The 15,169-nt window shown below is 63.4% G+C and carries 12 protein-coding genes; 8 read left to right on the forward strand and 4 right to left on the reverse strand.

The features are described from left to right. Window position 1: 1 nt before the first annotated feature. The gene (gene mfd, locus GTK01_RS01100; protein WP_252923973.1) at window positions 2-3,496 is read left to right on the forward strand and encodes a transcription-repair coupling factor; all 3,495 of its coding nucleotides are present in this window, start codon (window positions 2-4) and stop codon (window positions 3,494-3,496) included. Here mfd and GTK01_RS01105 read toward each other — a convergent pair whose 3' ends face one another. Beyond that, window positions 3,497-4,177: a DsbA family oxidoreductase gene (locus tag GTK01_RS01105; protein ID WP_252923975.1), complete on the reverse strand. Its 681-nt coding sequence runs from the start codon at window positions 4,175-4,177 to the stop codon at window positions 3,497-3,499. It abuts the gene before it with no gap. A gap of 11 nt (window positions 4,178-4,188) precedes the next feature. Next, window positions 4,189-5,985, reverse strand: coding sequence for an extracellular solute-binding protein (locus tag GTK01_RS01110; protein ID WP_371924233.1), 1,797 nt, complete (start codon window positions 5,983-5,985; stop codon window positions 4,189-4,191). A gap of 257 nt (window positions 5,986-6,242) precedes the next feature. Here GTK01_RS01110 and GTK01_RS01115 point away from each other — a divergent pair, with 257 nt between their 5' ends. Continuing rightward, window positions 6,243-6,902 carry an invasion associated locus B family protein gene (locus tag GTK01_RS01115; protein WP_252923977.1) on the forward strand — a complete coding sequence of 220 codons (660 nt, stop codon included), beginning with the start codon at window positions 6,243-6,245 and terminating at the stop codon, window positions 6,900-6,902. A gap of 66 nt (window positions 6,903-6,968) precedes the next feature. Here the strand turns inward: GTK01_RS01115 and hspQ are convergent, their stop codons facing one another. Further along, a complete protein-coding gene (hspQ, locus tag GTK01_RS01120) occupies window positions 6,969-7,301 on the reverse strand; it encodes a heat shock protein HspQ (RefSeq protein ID WP_252923978.1) in 333 nt (110 codons plus the stop codon). Between the two features lie 115 nt (window positions 7,302-7,416). Here hspQ and GTK01_RS01125 point away from each other — a divergent pair, with 115 nt between their 5' ends. After that, on the forward strand, window positions 7,417-8,376 hold the full coding sequence (locus GTK01_RS01125; RefSeq protein WP_252923979.1) for an AEC family transporter: 960 nt from the start codon (window positions 7,417-7,419) through the stop codon (window positions 8,374-8,376). On the opposite strand, the gene GTK01_RS01130 is transcribed toward GTK01_RS01125, so the two are convergent. Then, on the reverse strand, window positions 8,339-9,559 hold the full coding sequence (locus GTK01_RS01130; protein ID WP_252923980.1) for a UbiH/UbiF family hydroxylase: 1,221 nt from the start codon (window positions 9,557-9,559) through the stop codon (window positions 8,339-8,341). The two genes, GTK01_RS01125 and GTK01_RS01130, sit on opposite strands and share 38 nt — an antisense overlap. Window positions 9,560-9,705: 146 nt before the next feature. Between GTK01_RS01130 and pcsA the strand changes: the two genes are divergently transcribed. The 5 genes from pcsA to GTK01_RS01155 all read left to right on the forward strand — a co-directional run bounded on the left by pcsA (window position 9,706) and on the right by GTK01_RS01155 (window position 15,152). Next, a complete protein-coding gene (pcsA, locus tag GTK01_RS01135; RefSeq protein WP_252923981.1) occupies window positions 9,706-10,473 on the forward strand; it encodes a phosphatidylcholine synthase in 768 nt (255 codons plus the stop codon). A gap of 2 nt (window positions 10,474-10,475) precedes the next feature. Beyond that, window positions 10,476-11,453, forward strand: a complete 978-nt coding sequence (locus tag GTK01_RS01140) for a quinone oxidoreductase (RefSeq protein ID WP_252923982.1) — start codon at window positions 10,476-10,478, stop codon at window positions 11,451-11,453. 183 nt (window positions 11,454-11,636) lie between these two features. After that, entirely contained in the window at window positions 11,637-13,154 is a 1,518-nt protein-coding gene (locus GTK01_RS01145; protein WP_252924385.1) for an ABC transporter ATP-binding protein, read from the forward strand. Next, window positions 13,154-14,245 (forward strand): ABC transporter permease, encoded by a 1,092-nt coding sequence (locus tag GTK01_RS01150; RefSeq protein WP_252923983.1) that lies wholly within the window; start codon window positions 13,154-13,156, stop codon window positions 14,243-14,245. The genes GTK01_RS01145 and GTK01_RS01150 overlap by 1 nt, the downstream gene beginning before the upstream one ends. Continuing rightward, complete coding sequence (locus GTK01_RS01155; RefSeq protein ID WP_252923984.1) at window positions 14,238-15,152, forward strand: ABC transporter permease; 915 nt, start codon at window positions 14,238-14,240, stop codon at window positions 15,150-15,152. Before GTK01_RS01150 ends, GTK01_RS01155 begins: the two co-directional genes overlap by 8 nt. The last annotated feature ends 17 nt before the right edge of the window (window positions 15,153-15,169 follow it).

The following is a 15,169-nucleotide window of genomic DNA, read 5'->3' on the forward strand; positions in this document are numbered from 1 at the left end:
CATGACCCTCTTGAACCCCATTCACCTGCCGGCAAAGCGTACCGGCGATCCGACGATCGTCGATGGTGTCGCGGACGGCTACGAGGCCTTCGCGCTGGCGGCCATCGCCGCCGCGCAGGACGGGCCGGTCGTATTCGTCGCGCGCGACGGGCAGAAGATCCCGGCACTCGCAGAGATCCTGCAGTTCGTCGCGCCGGGCCTGCCGGTGCTCGAACTGCCGGCATGGGACTGCCTGCCGTATGACCGGGTGTCACCCGGCAGCGATGCCGTTGCACGCCGGCTGGATGCCATGGCGTCGATTGCTGCGCTTCGCGCCAAGCCGCACCGAGCCATTGTCCTCGTCAGCGCCAATGCCGTGCTGCAAAAGATGCCGCCGCTCGATTTCGTCGCCGGCCAGACGTTGAGCGCCAAACCCGGCAACCAGATCGACATGAACGACCTCGTCGCGCGGCTGGGGACGAGCGGCTTCGAACGCGTGGCGACTGTGCGCGACGTCGGCCAGTACGCCGTGCGCGGCGGCATCCTCGACCTGCTTGCGCCCGGCGCTGAGGAAGCACTCAGGCTCGACTTCTTCGGCGACACGCTTGAATCGATCCGAGCTTTCGATCCCGCGTCGCAACGCACGACGGGGCAGCGGCGCGAACTGCGGCTGCAGCCAATGAGCGAGATCGCGCTGACGCCCGACACGATCAGCCGCTTTCGCCGCAACTACATCGAGCTCTTCGGCGCGCCCTCGCGCGACGATGCGCTCTACGCCTCGATCAGCGAGGGCAAGCGCTTCGCCGGTATGGAACACTGGCTGCCGCTCTTCTTCGAAACGGTCGAGACCGTTTTCGACTATCTGCCGGATGCGCCCTTCGTCTTCGACCATCTGTCGCGCGAAGCGATCGGTGAGCGGCACACGCTGATCCGCGACTATTACGACGCGCGCAAGCGGCAGTCGTCGGGCAGTGTCGGGGAGGCAGTACCCTACAAGCCGCTGCCACCGGACGCGCTCTATCTCTCTGCAGATGCAGTCAAGGCGGCCGGCGAGGGCCGCGACGTCCTCGAATTCACGCCGTTTGCGGCACCGGAAGTCGACCGACGCCGCATCATCCATGCCGGCTCGGAAGCCGGACGCTCCTTCGCCGAGGAACGCGCGGACCCTTCGATCAACGTCTTCGAGCGCGCCGCGCGCTACATCGCGGAGCTGAGAGCCAAGAAGCGCAAGGTAGTCGTCGCCGGCTGGTCGGAAGGCTCGTCAGACCGTCTCGCCCAGATTCTCGGCGAGCACGAACTTGAAGGCGTCGAACGCGTTGGCTCGTTGGCCGACCTCGAAAGGCTCGGGGCCAACAGGATTGGCCTTGCGATCCTGCCGCTCGAAATTGGTTTCCAAACCGACAAGCTCGTCGTCGTCGCCGAGCAGGACATTCTTGGCGACCGGCTCGTGCGTCGTTCGAAGAAGCGCAAGAAGGCGTCTGATTTCATTGCCGAAGTCGCCGCACTCAATGCTGGCGACATCGTCGTGCATGCCGACCACGGCATCGGCCGCTTCGTCGGACTGCAGACGATCACGGCCGCAGGCGCACCGCATGATTGTCTGGAACTGCGGTACGCGGGCGACGACCGCCTGTTTCTCCCGGTCGAGAACATCGAGCTCCTGTCGCGCTATGGCACGGAGGGATCGGAGGCCACGCTCGACAAGCTCGGCGGCGGCGCGTGGCAGGCTCGCAAGGCGAAGCTGAAAAAGCGTCTGCTCGAAATGGCGGGCCATCTGATCCGCATCGCGGCGGAACGGACCTTGCGACCCGCCCCCGTCATGGCGCCACCCGACGGCGTCTATGGCGAATTCGCCGCGCGCTTCCCGTATGAAGAAACCGACGATCAACAGAACGCCATCGAAGCAGTCATGGACGATCTGGCGCGCGGCCGCCCGATGGATCGCCTGATCTGCGGCGATGTCGGCTTTGGCAAGACGGAAGTGGCCCTGCGCGCGGCCTTCATTGCAGCGCTCGAAGGGTTTCAGGTCGCCGTCGTCGTTCCGACGACGCTGCTCGCACGCCAGCATTTCAAGACGTTCTCGCAGCGCTTTGCCGGGCTGCCGGTCAAGGTGCGGCAGGCGTCGCGTCTCGTCGGCTCGAAAGAACTCGCCGAAACCAAGAAGGGCATCTCGGACGGCACGATCGACATCGTCGTCGGCACGCACGCGCTCCTAGGCTCGGGCGTCAGCTTCAAGAATCTCGGCCTCCTGATCGTCGACGAGGAGCAGCATTTCGGCGTGAAGCACAAGGAACGGCTAAAGGAACTGAAGAGCGACGTTCACGTGCTGACGCTGTCGGCAACGCCGATCCCGCGCACGCTGCAACTGGCGCTTACAGGCGTGCGCGAACTCTCGCTCATCACAACGCCGCCGGTCGACCGGATGGCGGTGCGCACCTTCATCGCGCCCTTCGATCCCCTGGTCATCCGCGAGACGCTCTTGCGCGAGCGCTATCGCGGCGGCCAGAGCTTCTATGTCGTGCCGCGCATCTCCGACCTCGGCGACATCAAGCAGTTCCTCGACGACCAGGTCCCGGAACTAAAGGTCGCAACCGCCCACGGGCAGATGGCCGCTGGCGAGCTCGACGACATCATGAACGCCTTCTACGATGGCCAGTACGATGTGCTTCTGTCGACCACGATCGTCGAATCAGGCCTCGACATCCCGACCGCCAATACACTGGTCGTCCACCGCGCCGACATGTTCGGCCTTGCGCAGCTCTATCAGATCCGCGGGCGCGTCGGCCGGTCGAAATCGCGTGCCTATGCACTGATGACGCTGCCGGCCAACAAGATGTTGACGCAGCAAGCCGATCGCCGGCTGAAGGTGCTGCAATCGCTCGATACGCTCGGCGCCGGCTTCCAGCTCGCCAGCCACGACCTCGACATTCGAGGCGCCGGCAACCTTCTCGGCGAGGAGCAGTCCGGGCACATCAAGGAAGTCGGCTTCGAACTGTACCAGCAGATGCTGGAGGAAGCTGTCGCCGAGACGAAGGGCGACGTCGATGCGGGTTCGGGCGAGTGGTCGCCGCAGATCGCGGTCGGTACGGCCGTCATGATTCCGGAAAGCTACGTGCCGGATCTGCAACTGCGCATGGCGCTCTATCGCCGCCTCGCCGAACTCGACACCCCGCAGGAAATCGACGGCTTCGGCGCCGAGCTCATCGACCGTTTCGGCCCGCTGCCGCAGGAAGTCGAGCACCTGATGAAGATCGTCTTCATCAAGGGCCTGTGCAAGCGCGCCAACGTGGAAAAGCTGGACGCCGGACCGAAGGGCGTCGTCATCCAGTTCCGCAACAAGAGCTTCCCGGAGCCGGCCGGGCTCGTCCGCTACATCGGTGAACAAGGGGCGGCGGCCAAGATCCGCGCTGACCATTCGATCGTGCTCGTGCGCGACTGGCCGACCCCCGCCAAGCGATTGCAGGGTTCTGCGGTAATCATGACGCAACTGGCGAAAATCGCCGATCAGGCGGCTTAGCTAAGCGGCGGGCCCGAGTTCGCCGCGCGCCTTTGCGGCCGAAATCTGCCGAATAGCATCGGCGAGCACGGCGGGATCCTGCGCCCCCATCACCGCATAGCGGCCTTCGAGCAGATAGCAGGGAACGCCCGTGACGCCCATCTGCTGCGCGGTTTCGATTTCGGCGCGCGTCTCGGCGACATCGGCATCGGTCGCAAGCAGCGCCTCGACCAGCACTGCGTCCATGTCCGCCTCGCGGGCGATGTCAACGAGGACTGCGCGGTCACCGACGTTGCGGCCCTCCTCGAAATAGGCGCGCATCAGACGCTTCTTGACCTGAGTTTGCCGATTGCCCTCAGCCGAAGCCGCCCAGCGGATGACCCGATGTGCATCGAGTGTGTTCGGCGAAACCTTGATCGCGTCGAACGCGAAATTGATACCGGCCGACCGCCCCGCCTCGGCAACGCGTTCATGAATCTCGCGAAGCCTTTCCTCGCTGCCGAATTTTGCCAGCATGTATTGCTTGCGATCGCGGCCTTCGGGCGGAATGGTCGCATCGAGCTGATAGGGACGCCAGCGTACGTCGACCGGAATTTCGTCCACTTGCGCCATCGCCGCATCGAGGCGCTTCAGCCCGATATAGCACCAGGGACAGACCACATCGGAAACGACGTCGATCGAGATCGGGCTAATGTGCTCCATGGCGAATTCCCTTATTGCGCGCGCCACCAGGCAGGCAGGTGGATGCCATAGAGCGGAACCTTATCAGGGTGCTCGATATGCGACCAGTGCGCGACCCAGAGCTGTGGCTGGTGATAGAGCGGCACGACATAGGCGCCGTTGAGAAGCACGCGGTCATAGGCTCGAACGGCGTCGACAAAGTCCTCGCGCGTCGAGGCGGTGAGGAGATGCCGGATCATGGCGTTAACCGCGGGCTCGGCGACGCCGGCGTAATTCATCGTGCCCTGGGGTTCCTTCGACCGGCTGCCCCAACGGCCCACCTGCTCGACGCCCGGAGACAGCGAGGCGGTGTAGGTGTGGAGGATCATGTCGTAGTCATAGGTCAGGAGGCGCTGCTGGTACTGCGCGTCGTCGACCGAGCGCAGCGTCAGCTCAATTCCGATAGCGCGCAGCGTGCGCTGCCAGGCCGCTGCGATCTCCTCGCCGTTTCGCCCGCGCAGCATGATCTCGAAGGCGAGGGCACGCCCGTCCGGGCCGACCATGCGTCCGTCCTGCATCGAGTATCCGCACGCCTTCAGCGCCTCGAAGCCTTTGCGCAGGAAGTCGCGGTCGCGGCCGCTGCCGTTTGTGCTTGCCGGCTGGTGGGCCCCAGCGAGGATCTCGGGTTCGATCGTCTCGGCGAAATCGCCGAGCAGCGCGAGTTCGGCCTCGCTTGCCGGGCGGTCGATGGAAGAGAGTTCGGAGCGCGCGTAGTAGGAGCCCGTGCGCTCGTAGGCATCGGAGAGGAGCGTGCGGTTCACCCACTCGAAATCGAAGAGGCCTGCAAGCGCGCGCCGAACGGCCAAGTCCTGGAACACGGGCCGGCGCGTGTTCATGACGAAGCCCTGCATGCCGGAGGGCAGTCCCGTCTCGAATTCCTCCTGCACCACGTCGCCCGATGCGACCGCCGGGAAGTCGTAGCCCGTCGCCCAGCGTTGCGCGTTCGTTTCGAGCTGAATGTCGATCAGTCCCTTCTTGAACGCCTCGAACATCGTGTTCGTGTCGCGGTAATAGGTAATGCGAATCTCGTCATAATTGTCCATGCCGCGCTTTGATGGATGGTTCTTGGCCCAGTAGTCGGGATTGCGCTTCAGCACGAGGCGCTCGCCCGGTCGCACTTCCGCGATCTCATAGGGTCCGCTGCCGATCATGGGCGTCAGCGTCGAGCGGTCGAACGTGTCGCGGTCGATCGCATGTTCGGCCAGGACCGGCATCAGCCCGAGGATCAGCGGCAATTCGCGATCGGGTTCGACGAACTCGAAGCGCACCGTGTTGCCCTCGACGATCGTCTCGGCAATCTTGCGCGCAGTCGTCGCATAGCGCGGGTAGCCCTTCTCGGCCAGAAGCTCGACCGTGAAGGCAACATCCTGCGCCCTGACCGGTTTGCCGTCGGAAAAGCGAGCATCCGGATCGATCGTGAACTCGACGAAGGATCGCGCTGCGTCCGTCTCGACCGATTGCGCGATCAGCGGATAAAGCGAGAACGCTTCGTCATAGGAACGCTGCATCAAGGTCTCGAAGACATTGTTGCCAAGTTCGAGGTCGAGAATGCCGCGCGCGCCGGAGCCCTGCACTATGAACGGGTTGAGGCTGTCGAAGGAGCCCTGGACGGCGTAGTCGATCCGCCCGCCCTTGCGTGCGTCGGGGTCGGCATAGGGCAGGTGCGTGTAGTCTTCCCCGAGCGCCGGTTCGCCATGCATGGCAATGGCATGGCGTGGCTCGGCGATCGCCTGTGCAACTGGCATCGCCATGACAATGGCTGCTGCCGCTATGCCCAGTAGTGCTCGCATGCCCGGTTCTCCAGAAAATCGTGCTATGATTCGCCGCAGCCTATTCGATACGGGCCACGGTTTGAACCGATCGCGCGCGTGCCGGCGACGCATTGCTCGCCCTTTATGGCAAAACGGCAGGGGCTCTGGATTTCGGCTGGTATAAGGTGTAGACGCCCCCGGCAGTCATGCTCTCGCCGCATTTGGTCAACACGACGCCACTCGATGGACCACGGCCGGTGCCGACACTCAGATCTCACGCGAAAGGATCGCTTCGAATGACGACCCTTACCACCGCCTCTACCATTTCCACGATTGCCGCCGGCCTGGTGGGGCTGGCCCTGACGACTTCGGGCGCCAGCGCTCAGCAACAGCCTCAACTGCCGCAAGGCTGGTTCAAGGCCTGCAGCCAGCAGGAAGAGACCAATATCTGCAACGTGCAGAACATCATGGTTTCCGAAACCGGCCAGTTGCTTACCGGTGTCAGCCTGATCCAGATCGAGGGCTCGCAGGCGCGCCGCGTCTTTCAGGTCACGGTCCCGGTTGGTCGTCTGATCCCGCCAGGCATCGGCATGCAGATCGATGGCGGCGAAACGCAGAAGCTCGACTACGTCATCTGCCTGCCAGACCGCTGCATCGCCGAAGGTCAGTTGACCGACAACCTCGTTGCGTCGTTCAAGCGCGGCTCGAACCTGCGCCTGACATCGGTGAACTTCCAGAACCAGCCGAACCCGATCCAGGTTTCGCTGTCGGGCTTCACCCAGGCCTTCGAAGGCGCGCCGCTGCAGCAGTCCGACATCGAGGACCGCCAGCGTCAGCTTCAGGATTTCGTCAGCCGCAACACGGAAGACTTCAACCGCCGCCTGCGCGAAGAGCAGGAACGGGCCAAGCAGGGCGGTGCTGCCGCACCGGCGGCCGCGGAAACCGAAACCGACTGAGTCTCGGTTCAATGGAACAAGGCGAACAGGCGGCCATCGGCCGCCTGTTTTTGTTTCACGATACGGTCAGTGGCTCGCGCGCGGTTTTGGCTCGTAGCGTCCGTCGAACAGGGCGCCGAAGTACTCGCGCAGTTGCGGATGGCGCACCGGGACGCCGCTTTCGTCGGGAAGAAGATTCTGCTCCGACACATAGGCAACGTATTCCGTCTCCGCGTTCTCTGCGAGCAGATGGTAGAACGGCTGGTCCTTGCGCGGGCGCATTTCGGCGGGAATGGCACGATACCATTCTTCGGTGTTTGCAAATTCTGGATCGACGTCGAAGATCACACCGCGAAATGGGAAGATGCGGTGACGAACGACCTGACCAATGGCGAACTTTGCGTTTCTTGTCTCTGGCATGTGACTGACCTCGTGAGACTATTTGGCGCAAGGCCGGGCTAAATTCAATCCCGCTCGGGTTGACGCATGGCCGATCGCTGCGTAAGCGCGACAATCCGCACCGATTGCAGGCCACATGTCGGAAATCGTCGCACTCCTTCTGCCATTCTTCGGCATGATCTTCATCGGCGCGTTCGTCGCACGTCTGACGAAGCAACCCGTCGAAGCGCTGGGTTGGATGAACTTCTTCATCATCTACCTCGCGCTGCCCGCGCTGTTTATCCAGCTTCTTTCGCGCACCCCGCTCGAAGACCTGACCAACTGGCGTTTCATCGTTGGTGCCGTTGCGGCGACCTATTGCGTGTTCTTTCTGATGTTCGCCATCGCCTGGTTGAAAACCCGCAACATTCGCGAGACGGCGATCCAGTCGCTCGCCGCGTCCTATGGCAATATTGGCTATATGGGCCCAGGCATCGCGCTTCTGGCATTCGGCCCGGAGGCGGCTGTTCCGGTGGCGCTGATCTTCTGTTTCGAGAACGCGGTCCACTTTGCCATGACTCCGTTCCTGATGGCCGTAGCGGACCGCGACCGTCAGTCGTTTGCAAGCGTCGCGATCGACGTCCTGCGCAAAATTGCCTTCCATCCGTTCATCGTCGCCTCCGCGATCGGCGTCGCGCTGGCTTGGCTGCAATTTCGGCCACCGCTACCCCTCGAAACGCTGATCGATTTCTTCGCCCGTGCCGCAGCGCCATGCGCGCTTTTTGCGATGGGCGTGACGATTGCCCTGCGGCCGCTGAAGCGCGCGCCGGTCGAACTGTTGCCGATCACGCTCTTCAAGCTCGTCGTCCATCCCGCGATCTGCTACGCGATCCTGACCGCGATCGGCGGCTTTCCACCGATGTGGATCTACACCGCCGTGCTGCTGGCGGCATTGCCGACGGCCACCAATGTCTTCGTCATCGCCCAGCAATATGGTGTCTGGATCGAACGTGCATCCGCAAGCGTGCTCGTAACGACGGTGGTCTCGATCGCCTCTCTGACTTTGACGCTCTACGCCATCAAGTCCGGTCTTCTGCCCGTCGATCCCTGGCCTTGAGCGAGAAAAGGGCGCGCAGGCCGCTGCCCGGCCGCATGCCCTCATGCATGAACAAGGCCCGTATTGGCGAAAAGGCGCGCAGGGCCTCAAACACGGTGCTGCGGGCAAGCTGCGCGGGCAGGAGGTCGGAAAGCAGGGACCGGTTGAGAAGGTTCACTGCATTTGCCCGCATCGCGACATCCGGCCGCCGGCGAACCTCGTACTCGGCGAGCGCGGCCGAGGCCCCGGGGTCGCCGCGATAGCGGGTTGCAACGGAGACCAGGCTTTCGACGTCGCGGATGCCCAGATTGAGCCCCTGCGCGCCGATGGGCGGGAAGACATGGGCGGCCTCCCCTATGAGGGCGATGCGCTTGTCGGCGTAGCGGCGTGGCCGCGAAGTCGAAAGCGGATAGGCCTGCGGGTCGACATCAACCGTGACGCGCCCCAACATCGACCGCATCTGGCGTTCGACGCGGCTTGCGAGTTCGTTTCTGTCGAGCGCAAGCAATTCCGCCGCGTCCTGCGATTTCACCACCCAGACAAGACTCGAACGGTCGCCGGCCAGCGGAACCTGCGTGAACGGGCCTGATTCCGTATGAAATTCAGTCGAAATGCCCGAATGCGGGCGCGCGTGTGAAAACGCGAGGACAATCGCCGTCTGGCCGGTCGGGCGCACATCGACCTCGATGCCGGCGGCGAGACGGGCAGGCGAACTGCGCCCGTCCGCTGCGACCACGAGCCTTGCGGTAAGCTCGGTTCCATCGGCAATCTTTGCGCCCACACGGCCCTCGCCGGGCTCCCAGCGCTCGACCATGCTTTCGTAACGAACGACGCCGGGGCGCGCGTTGGCCGCGCTTTCGAGTGCGGCATTGAGTTCGGCATTGGTGATGTTGAGCCCAAAGGCAGGCATGTCGATCTCGGCCGCCCGGAACGTGACAGTCGGGCTGCGCACGAGCCGCGAGGTTGCATCGACGATCCGCATCGTCTTCAGGGGTTCGCCGTGTTCGTGAAGAAACGGCCCCATCTTCAACGAATCAAGAAAGCGCAGTGCGGGGTTCATGACCGCCGTCGTTCGCGCGTCGCTGGTCGAGGCCTTCGGCCCGACGAGCGCGATGCGGAAGCCGGCATCGGCAAAGGCCAGCGCCGCAATCAGGCCGACTGGCCCCGTTCCGGCGATCAGCACATCATACTCGGCACGTTCCATCGTATCAGCCCGCTTTCCGTTTGATAGGAGCTATATGTTCTCACGCGCGGGATTGATCAACGGGACGATTTGGCCCATTGCGGAGCCTTCACTTTGATTGGACGGCCCCAGTGGCCATCCCTCGCAAGCTGGACTGGCCTCGACCCGTGAGCAAGGACACCAACCGAAAGCCGCTGTCGCAGCGCATTCCGAAGCCGAAGAAGAAGGTGACATGGCCGCAGGCCCGCGCTTTCTCAGTTCACCTCCTGACGGCCTCGGGTTCGTTCCTGGCCTTCCTCTCGCTCGTCGCGGCGGCCGAAAAGCAGTGGACGGCGATGTTCCTGTGGCTCGGACTTGCGCTCTTCGTCGACGGCATCGACGGCCCGATCGCCCGCAAGCTGGACGTCAAGGAAGTGCTGCCCACCTGGTCGGGCGAACTCCTCGACAACATCATCGACTATGTCACCTACGTCCTGATTCCTGCGTTCGCCCTCTACCAGAGCGGCTTCATGGGCGAGGGACTGTCCTTCCTGTCGGCGGCGATCATCGTCGTGTCGAGTGCGATCTACTACGCCGACACCGGCATGAAGACGAAGGAAAACTTCTTCAAGGGCTTCCCGGTCGTCTGGAACATGGTCGTGTTCACGCTCTTCGTGATCGAGCCAGGCGAATGGGTTTCGTTCGCGGTCGTTCTGGTGGCCGCGCTCCTCACATTTCTGCCGCTGAATTTCCTTCACCCGGTGCGCGTCCAGCGCCTGCGACCGCTCAATCTGGGCATCTTCCTCGGTTGGTGCGCGCTCTCGGCCTACGCGCTGCTCGTGGACATGAACCCGTCTGAACCGGTGCAGATCGCGATCGCGATCCTCAGCATCTATCTGTTTTGCATCGGCATCGTCATGCAGATATTCCCCGCGCTTGGACTGAAGAAGGGCTGATCATGGCAAAGGCAATCCGCATCCACGCCCATGGCGGACCCGATGCTATGGTTATGGAAGAGGTGGACGTCGGTGCGCCCGGTGTGGGCGAGGTCCGCATTCGCCACACCGCCATCGGCGTCAATTTCATTGATGTCTATTTCCGCACCGGTCTCTATCAGGCGCCGAATGGCCTGCCGCTGACGCCCGGCCACGAGGCCGCTGGCGTTGTCGAGGAACTCGGCGCGGACGTCGAGGGCCTGAAGGTCGGCGATCGCGTTGCCTACGCCTCGGCGATCGGCGCCTACGCCACGGAGCGCGTCATGGCGGCTGAAAAGCTCGTGAAGATTCCTGAAGGGGTATCCGACGAGGAGGCGGCCGCTATGATGCTGAAAGGCATGACCGCCGAGTATCTTCTGCGCCGCACCTTTCCTGTAAAGCCGGGCCACACCGTGCTTTATCACGCGGCGGCCGGGGGCGTCGGCCTGATCTTCGGCCAGTGGGCAAAACATCTCGGCGCGACGGTCATTGGGACCGCGGGGTCGGCCGACAAGATCGAGCTGGCAAAGGCGCACGGATTCGATCACGTCATCAACTACCGCACCCAGAACTTCGTCGACGAGGTGATGGCCATCACTGGCGGCAAGAAGTGCGACGTTGTCTATGATTCGGTCGGCAACGACACCTTCCCGGACTCGCTCGATTGCCTGAAGGCGCGCGGCATGTTCGTCTCCTTCGGCCAGTCGTCGGGCCCGATCCCGCCGGTCAGCCTCGCAACCTTCGCACAGAAGGGCTCGCTCTACGCCACACGCCCAACGCTCTTCAACTATATCGCGACCCGCGCCGAACTGGAGGAGTGCGCGGGCGCGCTCTTCGACGTGGTGAAGACCGGCGTCGTGAAGATCGAGATCAACCAGCGCTACGCGCTTGCCGATGCCGGACAGGCCCATGCCGACCTCGAAGGCCGCAAGACGACCGGGACGACGATCCTCGTCCCCTGATCACATGGTTGAAACTTGAAGCACTTTCAAATTCAGGCAAGCTTTGCGCATTGGCTTCGCCAGGCATAAAGTCCCGTCAGGGAACAGAAAAAGGCAGGCCAAAGGCCGCCGCATGGGGGTTGAGTGGATCAGTCCGATCCGAGCCAGACCGAAGCTTTGCTCGCGGTTCGCGGGCTGACGAAGATGTTCGGATCGCTCAAAGCCTGCGACAATGTCGACCTGACCATCGGTCGAGGTGAAATCCACGCGCTTCTCGGCGAAAACGGCGCCGGCAAGTCGACGCTGGTTAAGATGCTGTTCGGCTCGCTGGAGCCGGCATCCGGGACAATTCACTGGAAGGGTGAGCCCGTTCGCATAGCCAGCCCCGCGCAGGCGCGCGCGCTCGGCATCGGTATGGTCTTCCAGCATTTCTCCCTGTTCGAGGCGCTGACGGCGGCCGAGAACATCGCGCTTTCCATCGACGACGACACGCCGATCATGAAGATCGCCGAGCGGGCGCGAAATCTGTCCAAGACCTACGGCCTGCCGCTCGACCCGTTCAGCCATGTCGGCGACCTGTCGGTCGGCGAGCGCCAGCGCATCGAGATCATCCGCTGCCTCTTGCAGGAGCCTGAACTCATCATTCTCGACGAACCGACCTCTGTCCTCACACCGCAGGAAGCCGACAAGCTGTTCGAGACGCTCGAGCGGCTGAAGGGTGAGGGCAAGTCCATCCTTTATATCTCGCATCGCCTCGAGGAGGTGAAGCGCATCTGCGACCGCGCAACCGTCCTGCGGCACGGCAAGGTCGTCGATCACTGCGACCCGAAGCAGGAAACAGCCGCGTCACTCGCCCGAATGATGGTCGGACTCGAAGTCCAGAACGTCACCCGCGACGTGCCGGCCAGCGCAAGCGATCACCGTCCGCTGCTTGAGGTCGACCGCCTCAGCCGCAAGCCCGCGACGCCCTTTTCGGTGGCGCTGCGCGACATCTCGGTCAAGGTCCATGCAGGCGAGGTGTTGGGAATTGCGGGCGTCGCCGGCAACGGGCAGGGCGAATTCTTCGAGGCCGTCTCCGGCGAGGCGCTCCAGGACCGCGCCGAGACCGTGCGCGTCTCAGGCCATTTGGTCGGGCGCCTCGGAATTTCGCAACGCCGCCTGAAGGGCGCCGCCTTCGTGCCGGAAGAGCGGCTTGGTCACGGCGCGGCGCCGGCCATGCGGCTTTCCGAAAACCTCTTTCTTACGCGCTACCGCACCGACGCCCGCGAATATATGGGCGCAGCCGGGACGATCCGCACGAGCCGGATCGCGGCTGCCGCGCGGCGCATCGTCGAAGCAATGGATGTGCGCAAGAGCGCGGAAGATCCTGAAGCCTCTGCGCTTTCCGGCGGCAATCTGCAAAAATTCATCATCGGTCGCGAGCTCGACCGCGAGCCGAAGGTGATGGTCGTCAATCAACCCACCTGGGGCGTCGATGCCGGCGCTGCCGCGCGCATCCGCCAGGCGCTCATCGATCTCGCCCGCTCCGGCTCCGCCGTGCTCGTCATCAGCCAGGATCTCGACGAACTGTTCGAAATGTCGGACGCGATTGCGGTCATGCATGACGGACAGTTGTCCGCGCCGATCCCGATCAGCGAAGCGACCTATGAGAAAGTGGGTCTCCTGATGGGCGGCGCCGATGCGGGCCACCCGCCAAGCCCGCTCGAAGAGGAAGCAGTCTGATGCGGCTCGAACTCGTCAAGCGGCCGCAGCAATCGACGCTGTTCAGCGCGCTGTCGCCCTTCATTGCCTTTGGCCTGACCATCGTCGCCGGAGCGACCCTCTTCGCTGCCCTCGGCAAGGACCCGGTTGAAACGCTCTACTACTATTTCATCGATCCCCTGACCGAGACCTGGTCCTTGCATGAACTGGCGATCAAGGCCGCGCCGCTGATCCTGATCGCGGTCGGCCTCTCCGTCTGCTTCCTGTCGAGCAACTGGAACATCGGCGCCGAGGGACAGTTCATCATGGGCGCGATCGCAGGCTCCATCCTGCCGGTGCTCTTTCCCGACTTTCAGTTCTGGTTCGTCCTGCCGCTGATGCTGATCATGGGCATGGCGGGCGGCGCGGCCTACGCCTTCATTCCCGCGCTCTTGAAGGTTCGGTTCAACACCAATGAAATTCTCTCGAGCCTAATGCTGGTCTACGTTGCCCAGCTCTTCCTCGACTGGCTGGTGCGCGGCCCCTGGCGCAACCCGGAAGGCTTCAACTTCCCCGAAACGCGCAACTTTCATGAATACGCGATCCTGCCAGAAATCTGGTCGGCATCGGGCCGCGCGCATTGGGGCTTCGTTTTTGCGATCGTCGCCGCGCTCGTGCTTTGGTTCATGCTGTCGAAGACGATCAAGGGCTTCGAGGTCAAGGTCATCGGCCAGAGCCCTCGGGCAGGGCGCTTCGCCGGGTTCTCGGCCGGCCGCATGGTTGTCTTCGCCTTCCTGGTCTCTGGCGCGATGGCAGGGCTTGCCGGCATATCCGAAGTTTCGGGTGCGATAGGGCAGCTCCGCCCGACGATTTCGCCCGGCTACGGTTTCACCGCCATCATCGTCGCCTTCCTCGGTCGCCTGAATCCGCTCGGCATCGTTGCCGCCGGCCTCATTCTCGCGCTCACCTATCTTGGCGGCGAGGCGGCGCAGATTTCCGTCGGCCTGTCCGACAAGGTCGTGCGCGCCTTCCAGGGCTCGATCCTGTTCTTCGTCCTCGCCTGCGACACACTGATCCACTACCGCATCCGCATGGTGCGGCCCGCTCAAAAGGCGGAGGTCGCCAATGTTTGAAGCCATCCTGCTCACCGTCTCGATGGCCGCGACGCCGCTGTTGCTGGCGGCAATCGGCGAGTTGGTCGTCGAGCGCTCGGGTGTCCTCAATCTGGGTGTCGAAGGCATGATGATCATGGGGGCGGTGACCGGCTTCGGCGTCGCACTGACGACTGGCAACCCGTTCCTGGGCGCGCTCGCCGCGATCATCGTCGGCGCGCTGTTCTCGCTGCTCTTTGCCTTCCTGACGCTGACGCTCGTCACCAACCAGGTCGCCACCGGGCTGGCGCTGACGCTGCTTGGCCTCGGGCTTTCGGGCATGATCGGCGAGAGCTTTGTCGGCCAGCCGGGTGTGCGCCTGCAGCGCCTCGACGTGCCGTTCCTTTCCGAACTGCCGATCGTTGGCCGACTGATCTTCAGCCAGGACCTGATCTTCTACGTGTCGGTTTTCCTGACCGTCGCCGTCGCCTGGTTCCTGTTCTACACCAAGGCGGGGCTGACGCTGCGCTCGGTCGGCGACAACCATGCCTCCGCCCACGCGCTCGGCATCAAGGTCATCCGCATCCGCTATATGGCCGTGCTGTTCGGCGGCGCCTGCGCGGGCCTCGCTGGCGCGCACCTGTCGCTGGTCTACGTGCCGCAATGGGTGGAAAACATGACCGCCGGCCGCGGCTGGATTGCATTGGCACTCGTCGTTTTCGCCTCCTGGCGTCCGCTACGCGTGCTCGCCGGCGCCTATCTCTTCGGTGCGGTGTCGATCGGCCAGCTTCATGCACAGGCTTTGGGCATAGGCATTCCGTCGCAGCTTCTTTCGGCACTTCCCTATATCGCGACAATTGTCGTACTTGTACTCATCTCTCGAAACCGGCGACTGACAATGGTGAACACACCGGCATCTTTGGGGCGGCCGTTTGTTCCAGATCGCTAGAAATCAAATTACGGGAT

The sequence above is a fragment of the Aliihoeflea sp. 40Bstr573 genome, from assembly GCF_024105655.1.
Classification (GTDB): Bacteria; Pseudomonadota; Alphaproteobacteria; order Rhizobiales; family Rhizobiaceae; genus Aliihoeflea.

Excerpts from the sequence above, each read along its gene's own strand:
- mfd (WP_252923973.1), top strand. The coding sequence starts at position 2 with ATGACCCTCTTGAACCCCATTCACCTGCCGGCAAAGCGTACCGGCGAT.
- GTK01_RS01105 (WP_252923975.1), bottom strand. The coding sequence starts at position 4,177 with ATGGAGCACATTAGCCCGATCTCGATCGACGTCGTTTCCGATGTGGTC.
- GTK01_RS01110 (WP_371924233.1), bottom strand. The coding sequence starts at position 5,985 with ATGCGAGCACTACTGGGCATAGCGGCAGCAGCCATTGTCATGGCGATG.
- GTK01_RS01115 (WP_252923977.1), top strand. The coding sequence starts at position 6,243 with ATGACGACCCTTACCACCGCCTCTACCATTTCCACGATTGCCGCCGGC.
- hspQ (WP_252923978.1), bottom strand. The coding sequence starts at position 7,301 with ATGCCAGAGACAAGAAACGCAAAGTTCGCCATTGGTCAGGTCGTTCGT.
- GTK01_RS01125 (WP_252923979.1), top strand. The coding sequence starts at position 7,417 with ATGTCGGAAATCGTCGCACTCCTTCTGCCATTCTTCGGCATGATCTTC.
- GTK01_RS01130 (WP_252923980.1), bottom strand. The coding sequence starts at position 9,559 with ATGGAACGTGCCGAGTATGATGTGCTGATCGCCGGAACGGGGCCAGTC.
- GTK01_RS01140 (WP_252923982.1), top strand. The coding sequence starts at position 10,476 with ATGGCAAAGGCAATCCGCATCCACGCCCATGGCGGACCCGATGCTATG.
- GTK01_RS01145 (WP_252924385.1), top strand. The coding sequence starts at position 11,637 with ATGTTCGGATCGCTCAAAGCCTGCGACAATGTCGACCTGACCATCGGT.
- GTK01_RS01150 (WP_252923983.1), top strand. The coding sequence starts at position 13,154 with ATGCGGCTCGAACTCGTCAAGCGGCCGCAGCAATCGACGCTGTTCAGC.
- GTK01_RS01155 (WP_252923984.1), top strand. The coding sequence starts at position 14,238 with ATGTTTGAAGCCATCCTGCTCACCGTCTCGATGGCCGCGACGCCGCTG.